Genomic DNA, 12130 nt, shown 5'->3' with positions numbered 1-12130 from the left:
CGGATTAGCTTGTTCAAAACAGATGCTGACCGGTTGGAGACTGTCAGCTTTCGGACGATAATTTCAAGAAGCCGTCATCCGCCAGCCTGAAACATACACAAATAAGAAACCAGCTAGCAGATTTGTGCGCTGCAGCGTAAAGGCGCGATCATGAGGATCGCGATCATCGACACAAGCAAGACGCGCGCCGCCATCATCTCCGACGGCCTGCGCGAGGCTGGCCTCGATGATCTCGTGCTGATCGATCCCGCCGGTCCTCTGGTCGCGCAGATCGAGGCGGCGACCCCCGAGGTCGTCCTGATCAACCTTGAAAATCCAAGTCGCGACCTGCTCGAAGATTTCTTCGCCATGTCGCGCGCGCTTTCGCGGCCGATTGCGATGTTCGTCGATCAAAGCGATACGGAGTCCACATTTGCTGCGATCGACGCGGGAGTTTCCGCTTATGTCGTCGACGGTCTTTCGCAGCAGCGTATCAAGCCCGTGCTCGACCTGGCGGTGCGACGTTTCCAAGCCTTTTCGTCGCTACAACGCGAGCTGGACGATGCCAAGAACGCACTGGCCGAGCGCGCGGTGATCGACAGGGCCAAGGCGATCCTGATGAAGCGGCGCCAGATCGACGAGCCCGAAGCCTATGCGTTGCTCCGCGGCCAGGCGATGCGCACTAACCGTCGCATCTCGGAAATCGCGGAGGCGATCGTGACCAGCGAAGCGCTGATGGGAGACATGGAATGACCATCGAGCGTATCCGTATCGGATTCTTGCCGCTCGTCGATGCCGCGCTGCCGATCCTCGCTCACGAGCTGGGATTTGCGGAAACGGAGGGCCTCAAGCTCGAACTGATTCGCGACATGACATGGGCTACAGTCCGCGACCGTCTGCTCTACGGTCATACCGATGCGGCGCACATGATCGCTCCGCTCGCGATCGCGACGACGCTGGGACGTGACCGTCCGGCGGTCCCGCTCGCGGTACCCTTCGTGCTCGGGCTCAACGGCAATGCGGTCACCTTTTCGGCGAAGCTTGCGTCGGAGGTCGGCCTCGCCGACGGACTTGGCGACCCGATCCTGATCGGCGCGGCCCTGAAGCACGTTGCCGAGGCGCGGATCGCGGCGGGCAAACGGCTGCGCTTCGGCGTCGTACACCGCTATTCGAGTCACAATTATATGCTGCGCTACTGGCTTGCAGGCGTCGGCATCCGCCCCGATCTCGACGTAGAGATCGTTGTCACCAGCCCTCCCTTTGCCGCCGATGCGCTAGCGGCGAGCGAAGTGGACGGCATCTGTGTCGGCGAGCCGTGGAACTCGATCGCGGTCGAACGAGGCGTTGGCCATATCGCCCTCGCGACGGCGCAGATCTGGCGACGCGGTGTCGAGAAGGTGCTCGCGATGCGCGAGACGGTGCTCGACGAACGGCGCGATGCTGTCGAGGCGCTTGTCCGCGCGTTGCACGCTGCAGCGGCGCACTTCATTGAGCCGGGCGCTGCCGAAGAAAGCGCCGACATATTGGCTCGTCCCGAATATCTCGACGCACCGCGCGATGCCATACTCCGCGCTATCACCGACCGCATACGGGTGGTACCGGGTGGCGCGCCGATCCACTATCCAGACTTCATGTTCCAGTACCGCGAGGCAGCGAATTTTCCCTGGCGCAGTCAGGCGGCGTGGCTCTATTCTCAGATGGTCCGTTGGGACGATATGGCATTCGACAACCAGGCCGCCACGGCGGCCAGCAATGTCTTCCGTCCCGATGTTTATCGTGCTGCCCTTGCCGGATCTGGCGCGCCTCTCCCCGGTGCGAGTTCGAAGCTTGAAGGCGGGCTGGATGAACCGATCGGAGCGGGGTCGACCCAAGGCCGGTTGACGCTTGGCAGCGACCGCTTCTTCGACGGACGCGCCTTTGATCCCGATGATATCAACAGCTATATCTCTGATCTTCCTTAGGTTTCGAGATTATGCTGCACGTGCGAAATAACCGGTTGCGCGGATAGAGCGAATCAGGCAGTCTTGACGCACTCGGCAAGGATGCCGGGGCGAGACAAAGCGGCTACGGTTCCAACGGAGGGACCGGTCCGCGCGGCAGGCAGGGAGCCTTTCCCTGCACTCCAACAGGCAATGAAGCCGTCAGGATGCGCCCGCGTGGCCGCCGTCCTGGCGGCTTTTTTATTGCCCGTCGCACAAGGGGACGGACGATGACGACAGCAACCGGAGGCGCCGGGATGGCGCCCAAGTCGAACTTCTGGACCAGCGGCCACTGGCCGACGCTGGTCGCCGCTTTTCTCTATTTCGACCTTGCCTTCATGGTGTGGGTGATCCTCGGGCCGCTCGCTCCGGCAATCTCCGAAGATTTGGGACTGACGCCTGCGCAGAAAGGGCTGATGGTCGCGGTGCCGACGCTCGCCGGCGCGGTGTTGCGCGTCGTCAACGGCCTGCTCGTCGATCGCATCGGGCCGAAGCGCGCGGGTGCCATCAGCCAGATCATCGTGATCGCCGGGCTGTTCACGGCTTGGCTGATGGGCGTTCACAGCTTCGCCGGGACGCTGGCACTCGGTATCATCCTCGGCTTTGCGGGCGCCAGTTTCGCCATCGCCCTGCCGCTTGCCAGCCGCTGGTATCCGCCCGAGCATCAGGGCAAGGCGATGGGGCTCGCGGGCATGGGCAATTCGGGAACCGTACTCGCGGCGCTGTTCGCGCCCGGCCTCGCCAAGCTGTTCGGTTGGAATGCCGTCCTCGGTCTTGCGTGCATCCCGCTGACAATCGTCTTTTTCATCTATCTCGCCATGGCGAAGGACGCGCCGAACGCGCCTGCCCCAAAGAAGCTCGTTCATTATTTCGAGCCGCTGAAGACGGTCGATGCCTGGTGGCTGATGGCCTTTTACGCGGTGACCTTTGGCGGCTTCGTCGGGCTCGCCGCGTCGCTGCCAATCTATTTCACCGACCAGTTCCACCTGACCCCCGTGATGGCGGGATATTGCACCGCGGCGTGCGTCTTCGCGGGGTCGCTGGTGCGGCCGATGGGTGGCGCGCTCGCCGACCGGGTCGGCGGGGTGCGCGCATTGATGGCGGTGTTCGTCGTCGCGGCGCTTGCGCTGGCCGGCGTACCGCAGGCCGACACGCTTCCCGCCGCGCTCGGACTGTTCGTCATCGCGATGCTCGCACTCGGCACCGGCAACGGCTCGGTGTTCCAGCTCGTGCCGCAGCGCTTTTCGGCCGAGATCGGCGTGATGACCGGGCTGGTCGGTATGGCGGGCGGCGTAGGCGGCTTCTATCTCGCCTCCTCGCTCGGCATCGCGAAACAGTGGAGCGGCAGCTTTGCTCCCGGCTTCTACATCTTTGCCGGGCTCGCGCTGCTCGCACTCGTCGGGCTGATGTTCGTCAAAGGCCAATGGCGCGCGACATGGGGTGCCGCCGAAGGCGTGCGGATCTAAACATGGACCGCACCCTCATCCTGCTTCTGGCGCTCGCGCCAGCCGGGGCGGCGCAGGCGCAGGACGTCGCGCTGAAGCCGCTCGGCGAAGCGCGACTGCGTTATGAAAGCGTTGGTCAGGACGGCCTCGCGGCGGACGCCGATGCCCTCACCCTTCGAGTCCGTGCCGGAATCGAAGCGAAGTCCGGTCCGTGGTCGGCGCTGATCGAAGGCCAAGGCAATGTGGCGATCGCCGACGACTATTTCGACGGGCTGCACGGCCCCGCCGCGCGACCGCTGATCGCCGATCCGCAGAATATTGCGCTCTCACGCGCGCAGCTTCGTTTCAGCCAGCCGGCCTTTACACTAACGGCCGGACGCCAACGCCTCGCGTTCGATGATGAGCGCTTCGTCGGCTCGGTCGCCTTCCGCCAGAACGGCCAGAGCTTCGACGCCGTGCGCGCCGAAATAGCGCCGGTGAAAGGGGTGAAGGCCGACCTCGCCTATGCCTGGAGCGTGCGGACGATCTGGGGGATCGACGGCGCAGGCGCGCGGCAACAGGCCGTGTCGGGCGACAATCTCTTCGGCAATCTCAGCGTCGCGACACCCGCGGGCAAACTCGCCGCCTTCGCCTATCTCGTCGACCAGGACGAAGCGGCGATGCAAGGCTATCGCCTGTCGAGCCAGAGCTATGGCCTTCGGTTCGAGGGCAGCCAGCCGGTTGGCAAAGCCAAGCTCGCCTATCAGCTAAGCTATGCGCGCCAGTCGGACTGGCACCGCAATCCCAGCGACTATGCGGCCGACTATTGGCTCGCCGACATTACCGCCGATCTCGGAGGCCCCCGTGTCGGCGCCGGATATGAGATACTCGGTGCTGACGACGGGGCCGCGCTGACCAGCTTTCAGACCCCACTTGCCACCGGCTTCAAATTTCAGGGATGGGCGGACAAGTTTCTGATCACCCCGCCCGACGGCGTGCGCGATCTTTATGCAAGCGCCGGTTGGAGCTGGAAGGCCGTCGGCCCGCTGAACGCCGTGACGCTGCAAGCCGTCTATCACGACTATCGCAGCGACCGGGCGAGCCGTGCCTATGGCGACGAGATCGACCTGCTCGCGAGCGCGAAGCTCGGCAAATGCACCGCGTCGGCGCGCTACGCCAATTACGACGCCGACGGCTTTGCCACCGACACGGAAAAATTCTGGCTTCAACTGGACTGGACGCTCTGATGGAACACCGCCCAATCGACCGTGCCGCCGACGCGCGCGAGCATCTGATCGTCATCGGCAATGGCATGGCCGGGTGCCGCGCGATCGAGGAATTGCTCGCGCGCGATCCTGCCCGCTATCGCGTGACGATTTTCGGCGCCGAACCGCGCGTCAATTACAACCGCATCATGCTGTCCCCCGTCCTCGCGGGCGAGAAATGCTTCGACGATATCGTGATCAACGACGCCGACTGGTATGCGTCGAACGGAATTGCGCTGATCGCAGGCGATCCGGTCGTCGCGATCGACCGCCATGCCAAGACGGTGACGACGCGCGGCGGCACCACCGAACGCTATGACCGGCTGCTGATCGCCACTGGCTCCGATCCCTTCATCATCCCGGTGCCCGGCAAGGATTTGCCCGGTGTGATCGCGTTCCGCGACATGGATGACGTCGACACGATGCTCGCCGCGGCCGATGCCGGAGGCGACGCGGTGGTGATCGGCGGCGGCCTGCTCGGGCTCGAAGCGGCGCATGGGCTGACCCTGCGCGGCATGAAAGTCACCGTCATCCACCTGATGCCGACGCTGATGGAGCGGCAGCTCGACGAAGCCGCGGGCTGGCTGCTCAAACAGGCATTGGAAGGCCGCGGCCAGACGATCCTGACTGGCGCCGACACCGCCGAAATCATCGGCGACGGTAAGGTCGAGGGCGTGAGGCTCAAGGACGGAACGCTGATCCCCGCCAGCCTGGTCGTGATGGCGGTCGGCATCCGCCCTTCGACCGCGCTCGCGCGCGACGCCGGTCTGGCTGTCGGACGCGGCATTCAGGTCGACGACCATATGGTGACGAGCGATCCCGCGGTGCTCGCGGTCGGCGAATGCGTCGAGCATGACGGGCAAGTCTATGGCCTCGTCGCGCCGCTGTGGGACATGTGCCGCAGCCTCGCAGACGGGCTGGTCGAACAGCCGAGCGGCTATCGCGGCTCGGTCACGTCCACCAAGCTCAAGGTGTCGGGGATCGACGTCTTTTCGGCGGGCGACTTTTCAGGCGGTGACGGATGCGAGGATATCGTCCTCCGCGACGCCAGCCGCGGCGTCTACAAGCGCGTGATCGTCCGCGACGACCGCATCGTCGGTGCGGTGCTCTATGGCGACACCGCCGATGGTGGCTGGTACTTCGACCTGCTCAAACGCCAGGAAGACGTGTCCGAGCTTCGCGACATGCTGATCTTCGGTCAGGCCTTCGCCTCGGGAGGAGGCGCTGCGGACCCTAAGGCCGCCGTTGCGGCGCTTTCCGACGATGCGGAAATCTGCGGCTGCAACGGCGTCACCAAGGGTCAGGTCGTGTCATGCATCGCCAAGGGGGCGCATAGCCTCGACGCGGTGCGCGGCACCTGCAAGGCGTCGGCGAGTTGCGGTTCCTGCACCGGCCTCGTCGAAAATCTGCTCGCGCTGACGCTCGGCGACGATGTGCAGAGCGGGCCAAAAACGATGTGCAAATGCACGAGCTTCGGCCACGACGATGTCCGCCGCGAGATTGTCGCGCAGGCCATGCGCTCGATCCCCGAAGTGATGCAGAAGATGCACTGGACCACCCCCGACGGCTGCTCGTCATGCCGGCCAGCGCTCAATTATTATCTGCTCTGCGCGCTCCCCGGCGATTATGTCGACGATCAGCAAAGCCGTTTCGTCAATGAACGGCTGCACGCCAATATTCAGAAGGACGGCACTTATTCGGTCGTGCCGCGCATGTGGGGCGGGCTCACCAATCCGCGCGAGCTCCGCGCGATCGCCGACGTCGTCGAAAAGTTCAACGCGCCGATGGTCAAGGTCACCGGCGGTCAGCGGCTCGACATATTCGGAATCAGGAAAGAGGATCTGCCCGCCGTCTGGGCCGACCTTAATGCCGCAGGAATGGTGTCGGGCCATGCCTATGGCAAGTCGCTGCGGACCGTGAAGACGTGCGTCGGATCCGAATGGTGCCGCTTCGGCACGCAGGATTCGACGGGGCTTGGCGTGAAGGTCGAGCGGATGAGCTGGGGCAGCTGGATGCCGCACAAGTTCAAGATCGCGGTGTCGGGATGCCCGCGCAACTGCGCCGAAGCGACGATCAAGGATTTCGGCATCGTCTGCGTCGACAGCGGATATGAGCTGCACGTCGGCGGCAATGGCGGGATTCACGTCCGCGTTACCGACCTTCTCTGCAAGGTCGCGACCGAGCAGGAGGCGATGGATTATTGCGCGGCCTTCATCCAGCTCTATCGCGAAGAAGCGCGCTATCTGGAACGCACCGCACCTTGGATCGAGCGCGTCGGGGTCGACTATATCAAGGCGCGCATCGTCGATGACGAAGCAGGCCGCGAGGCGCTCCGCGCGCGTTTCCTCTATTCGCAAAGCTTCAGCCAGGACGATCCCTGGGCGCAGCGCGCCGAGGGTGCCGAGGCCGAGCATCATGCACCGATGGCGCGCTTCATCCCGCAGGAACGTGCATTTTTGGAGGAGATGGAGACATGACGACCGCTGAATGGCTCGACATCGGCTGGGTCGACCAGATCCCGGTGCGCGGCAGCCGCACCGTGCAGGTCGAAGGCGGCGACGATATCGCGGTGTTTCGCACCGCCGAGGGCAAGATATTCGCGCTGCTCGACCGCTGTCCGCACAAACATGGGCGCCTCAGCCAGGGCATCGTCCATGGCGGCGCAGTTGCCTGCCCGCTGCACAATTGGCGGATCAGCCTATCGAGCGGCGAAGCGCTTGGCGACGACAAGGGCTGCACGCCGACGGTGCCGGTGAAGATCGACGGCGGCCGTGTCCTCATCTGCCGTGCCAGCACATTGAAGGCCGCAGCCTGATGGACCCGATCCGCACGACCTGCGCCTATTGCGGCGTCGGCTGCGGGATCAGCGCGACGGTGAAGGGCGGACGGACGGTCGAGATCGCGGGCGATCCCGACCATCCCGCCAATCGCGGACGACTATGCTCGAAGGGAACCCATCTCGGCGAAACCGTCGGGCTGGAAGGGCGCTTGCTCCATCCGATGATCGGCAAGAAGCGCGCAAGCTGGGACCGCGCGCTCGACCTTGTCGCGAAGCGCTTCAAGGAGACGATCGCGCGCCACGGCCCGAACAGCGTCGCCTTCTATGTCTCGGGCCAGCTGCTCACTGAAGATTATTATGTCGCGAACAAGCTGATGAAGGGGTTCATCGGCACCGCGAACATCGACACCAATTCGCGCCTCTGCATGTCGAGCGCGGTTGCGGGTCATATGCGCGCGTTTGGCGAGGATATCGTTCCGGCGACCTATAATGATCTCGACGCCGCCGATCTGATCATCCTTGTCGGATCGAACACCGCCTGGTGCCACCCGATCGTCTATCAACGCATCCGCGCGCGCTGCGAAGCGGGTGCGAAGCTTGTCGTCATCGACCCGCGCCGTACCGAAACCGCCGAAGAGGCCGACCTTCACCTTGCGATCCGCCCGGGCAGCGACGTCGCGCTGATGACCGGTCTGCTTCATCATTGCCGCGCAGCGAATATCGTCGACGAAGCCTATCTCGCTGCGCATGTCGCGGTGCCCGCCGACTTCTGGGACCAGCTTGGAGAGGGGAACGACCTGTGGTCGATGGCGCGCACCTGCGACGTGCCCGTCGCCGACCTCAGGCGTTTCTATGAGCTGTTCGCCGCCAATCCGCGCACGGTAACGATGTTCAGCCAGGGGATCAATCAGTCGACCGCCGGGACCGATCAGGTCAACGCGATTCTCAACCTCCATCTCGCAACCGGCCGCATCGGCAAGCCGGGCGCGGCGCCCTTTTCGATCACGGGCCAGCCCAATGCGATGGGCGGGCGCGAAGTCGGCGGGCTCGCCTCGACGCTTGCTGCGCATATGGACTTCGCCCCCGAAAACCGCGCGCGCGTTCAGCGCTTCTGGGCCGCGCCGACGATGGCGGAAAAGCCCGGACTCAAGGCGGTCGACCTGTTCCGCGCCGTCGGCGAGGGACGCATCAAGGCGCTGTGGGTGATGGCGACCAACCCTGCCGTGTCGATGCCCGACGCGAACCGGGTGCGCGAAGCGCTCGCCGCCTGCCCCTTCGTCGTCGTCAGCGACGTGATCGAGCAAACCGATACCGGCGCCTTCGCGCACGTCCGGCTGCCCGCCGCCGCATGGGGCGAGAAGGACGGCACGGTCACCAACAGCGACCGAACGATCAGCCGCCAGCGTGCGCTTTTCCCGCTGCCCGGCGAGGCCATGCCCGACTGGTGGATCGTCAAGGAAGTCGCGCGGCGGATGGGCTGGAAGACCGCCTTTGCTTATGACCGGCCCGCCGATATCTGGCGCGAACATTGCCGCCTCTCGAACTATGATAACGACGGCACCCGGATGTTCGCGCTGCCCGGCGCGGCGCAAGGGGGCAACGCCGCCTATGATGCGATGGAGCCTTTCCGTTGGGGCGGCGAGCACCCCTTCGCCGACGGGCATTTCTCGACCGAGGATGGCCGCGCGCGTCTCGTTCCGGTCGCGCAAAAGCCGCTGCCCGAACCGCTCGCCAAGTGGCCGTTGACGCTCAATAGCGGGCGTTATCGTGATCAATGGCATACGATGACGCGCAGCGGGCTTGCGCCGAAGCTCGCGCGACATCGCGCCGAGCCGCTCGTCGAGGTGCACCCCGACGACGGCGCCCGCCTGGACCTCTCCGACGGCGGCCTCGCGCGGGTGGAAACCCCGCAGGGCGCCGCCCTGTATCGCGTCGCCTTTAGCAGCGGTCAGCGACCGGGCGAACTATTCGTGCCGATCCACTGGACGGACCGCACGTCGAGTGGCGGGCGTACCGGTCTGCTCCCGCGTCCGCTCGTCGATCCGGTATCGGGCCAGCCAGGTTTCAAGCGCACTCCGGCGTCGATCGCCGCCGTCACCTCCAAATGGCGCGGATTCCTGCTCCTGTCGCGCGAACTTTCCGACACCCCACGCTGCCTGTGGGCAACGCGCGTTGCGGTGCCGTCGGGGGTGATGTGGGAAGTTGCGGGAAATGGCGACCTCAAATCCGTCGAAGCCCTGCTTCCAAAAGGTGAACGCATCGAGGCGCAGGACGCCGCGCGCGGCACGCGCCGCATCGCCATCGTCGCGAACGGCCGCCTCGCGGGCGCCCTATTCGTCACCGAGAGTGGCGAACTGCCGCCGCGCGATTGGCTGATCGCACAGCTCTCCGCTCCCGAGGTCGCGCCGACGCTGCTCGCGGGCCGCGCGCCCGGCGTTCAGGCCGACCGCGGCCCGGTGATCTGTGTCTGCTTCGACATCGGACTGAAGACGATCGTCGCGGCGATCCGCGACCAGAATCTCGCCGCAGTTTCGGCGATCGGGGCCGCGATCGGCGCTGGGACCAATTGCGGCTCATGCCGACCGGCGCTCGCGCGCATTCTGACCGAGGAGAAGAGCGATGCAGCGTAACGACTTTGCACCCGGGATGGTGTGGCTGGTCGGCGCCGGTCCAGGCGATCCCGAACTGCTGACGATGAAAGCCGTCAGACTGATCGAGCAGGCCGACGTCGTCTTTTACGATGCGCTGGTCGGCCACGGCGTGCTCGCGCTGATCCCAGCGCAGGTGGAGCGCGTGAGCGTCGGCAAACGCTCGGGCCGCCACTCGAAGGATCAAGCGACCATCGACACACTGCTTGTAACCGCCGCGCGTGCGGGCAAGCGCGTCGTTCGCCTCAAAGGCGGCGACCCGACCCTGTTCGGCCGCGCGACCGAAGAAATATCTGCGCTGCATGAGGCAGGCTTTGAAGTCCGCATCTGTCCCGGCGTCACTGCCGCGAGCGCCGCCGCCGCCTCTGCCGGCATGTCGCTATCGCTCCGCGGCGTGGCGCGCGACGTCCGCTTCGTCACGGCACACAGCAAGCGCGGTGCCGCGCTCGACATCGACTGGGCCTCGCTTGCGCAGGGCGCCTCGACCCTCGCCTTCTATATGGGACGCGAGGCGGCCGGCGAGATCATGCGCGGACTCATGCGGGCGGGAATGCCCGGTGCAATGCCTGTGATGATCGCGTGCCATGTCAGCGCGCCCGAGGAACGGCGACTGGCGACGCGGCTCGATCTGCTTGACCTGGCGGTCAAATCCTTCGCTGCCGATGCTCCGACGCTAATCCTCATCGGCGCGGCCGTTGCCTTGGCGGAACTCACCCCTGCCAGTTTCGAGAATATGGCGCAGACGACGCATGACTAAACTCGGCACCATGACCGCCGCCACCGAATGCGCCGCCTCGATCAGCTATGACATGGCTCTGGCGATTCTGGTCGCCCATGCGGTCCCGCTCGAGGCGATCACCCTATCGCTGGTCGATGCAGGGGGATGCCATCTCGTCGATCCCGTCCATGCCCGCCTCGACTCCCCCCGCTTCGATTGCGCGGCAATGGACGGCTACGCGGTTCGCGCGTGCGATCTCGTCGATGGGGCGTCGACGCTGACGCAAATCGGGATCAGCTATGCAGGCAGCGGCGACGCTGGCGAGATCGGAGCGGGCGAGACAGTCCGCGTCATGACCGGCGCTCCCCTGCCCGGCGGCGCCGACCGCGTCGTCATGATCGAATATTGCCGCGAGGTCGATGCCGTCGTGACGATCGAGGGCCCGCCACGCGGCAAGCCGCACATCCGGCGACACGGCTCGGACTTTGCGCGGGGGCAGTTGCTCCTGCGACCAGGCGCTAAGATCACACCCGCAACCGCGATAGTTGCCGCGGCGGGCGACTATAGTCGGCTCACAGTTACGCGGCGCCCGCGCATCCTGCTTCTCACGACGGGAGACGAGATACTTGCCCCCGGCTCTGCAGCAGACGCGGCCTTTTCGATCCCGGACAGCCTGACCGCCGCGATTGAATTACTATGTCGATCGGCTGGCGCCGACGTGGTTGCGAAGGCCCGACTTGCCGACGATCCTGGGGCTATCGCGCGCGCAAAACATGACACGGCATCCGATATCATCGTCGTCCTCGGCGGCGCATCGCGCGGCGATCGCGACTTTGGCCGCGCCGCCTTCGCTCCGCTCGGCTTCGAAATTGCATTTGCCGATGTCGACATAAAGCCCGGAAAGCCGGTGTGGTACGGAAGGGCCGGAGCGGCCCACATCATTGGACTGCCTGGAAATCCCGCCGCAGCCCTGACGATCGCGCGCCTCTTCCTCGTGCCGCTCATCACGCGGCTCATGGGCGGCGACGTCGCGGACGCGCTGCCCTGGCAGCTTCTGCCCGCCGCCGCACCGATCGAGGCGAATGGCGCGCGCGAGGCTTTCCTTTGCGGGGAGACCTCCTATCGCGGCGTCACCGTCGCGGACCGGCAGGACGCATCGCAACAAGCCCGGCTAGCGCGAAGCAACGCGCTGGTGCGGCGCAGCGCCCACGCCGCACCCGTCCTTCCCGGCATGCTCGTGCCAACGCTGCCTCTATGCTGCTAGCGTTGCTTGCGCGCAGATTTGCGCAACCTCTCGCTCGCACCCCGGCGCCGGCAACCGCCGACCCTGGCCGTTCC

The 12130-nt window shown here is 65.4% G+C and carries 9 protein-coding genes; all 9 read left to right on the top strand.

Annotated features, from left to right (window positions below):
* Positions 1–150: 150 nt before the first annotated feature.
* A complete protein-coding gene (locus KEC45_RS03830; protein WP_062182889.1) occupies positions 151–732 on the top strand; it encodes an ANTAR domain-containing response regulator in 582 nt (193 codons plus the stop codon).
* Positions 729–1940 carry a CmpA/NrtA family ABC transporter substrate-binding protein gene (locus KEC45_RS03825; RefSeq protein WP_062182892.1) on the top strand — a complete coding sequence of 404 codons (1212 nt, stop codon included), beginning with the start codon at positions 729–731 and terminating at the stop codon, positions 1938–1940. The genes KEC45_RS03830 and KEC45_RS03825 overlap by 4 nt, the downstream gene beginning before the upstream one ends.
* Before the next feature lie 248 nt (positions 1941–2188).
* Complete coding sequence (locus KEC45_RS03820) at positions 2189–3424, top strand: NarK/NasA family nitrate transporter (RefSeq protein ID WP_062182895.1); 1236 nt, start codon at positions 2189–2191, stop codon at positions 3422–3424.
* A 2-nt stretch (positions 3425–3426) separates the two neighbouring features.
* The gene (locus KEC45_RS03815) at positions 3427–4629 is read left to right on the top strand and encodes an alginate export family protein (RefSeq protein ID WP_062182898.1); all 1203 of its coding nucleotides are present in this window, start codon (positions 3427–3429) and stop codon (positions 4627–4629) included.
* The gene (gene nirB / locus KEC45_RS03810; protein ID WP_062182901.1) at positions 4629–7124 is read left to right on the top strand and encodes a nitrite reductase large subunit NirB; all 2496 of its coding nucleotides are present in this window, start codon (positions 4629–4631) and stop codon (positions 7122–7124) included. Before KEC45_RS03815 ends, nirB begins: the two co-directional genes overlap by 1 nt.
* Entirely contained in the window at positions 7121–7462 is a 342-nt protein-coding gene (gene nirD, locus KEC45_RS03805) for a nitrite reductase small subunit NirD (RefSeq protein ID WP_062182904.1), read from the top strand. The genes nirB and nirD overlap by 4 nt, the downstream gene beginning before the upstream one ends.
* Positions 7462–10056 (top strand): nitrate reductase, encoded by a 2595-nt coding sequence (locus KEC45_RS03800; RefSeq protein ID WP_062182907.1) that lies wholly within the window; start codon positions 7462–7464, stop codon positions 10054–10056. Before nirD ends, KEC45_RS03800 begins: the two co-directional genes overlap by 1 nt.
* Positions 10046–10831 (top strand): uroporphyrinogen-III C-methyltransferase, encoded by a 786-nt coding sequence (gene cobA, locus KEC45_RS03795; RefSeq protein WP_062182910.1) that lies wholly within the window; start codon positions 10046–10048, stop codon positions 10829–10831. Before KEC45_RS03800 ends, cobA begins: the two co-directional genes overlap by 11 nt.
* Positions 10824–12056 carry a molybdopterin molybdotransferase MoeA gene (locus KEC45_RS03790; RefSeq protein ID WP_083435851.1) on the top strand — a complete coding sequence of 411 codons (1233 nt, stop codon included), beginning with the start codon at positions 10824–10826 and terminating at the stop codon, positions 12054–12056. Before cobA ends, KEC45_RS03790 begins: the two co-directional genes overlap by 8 nt.
* Positions 12057–12130: the final 74 nt, after the last annotated feature.

This window comes from Sphingopyxis sp. USTB-05, from assembly GCF_023822045.1.
GTDB lineage: Bacteria > Pseudomonadota > Alphaproteobacteria > Sphingomonadales > Sphingomonadaceae > Sphingopyxis.
The sequence above is the reverse complement of the archived record's forward strand: the minus strand, read 5'-3'. Positions and strand labels throughout refer to the sequence as shown.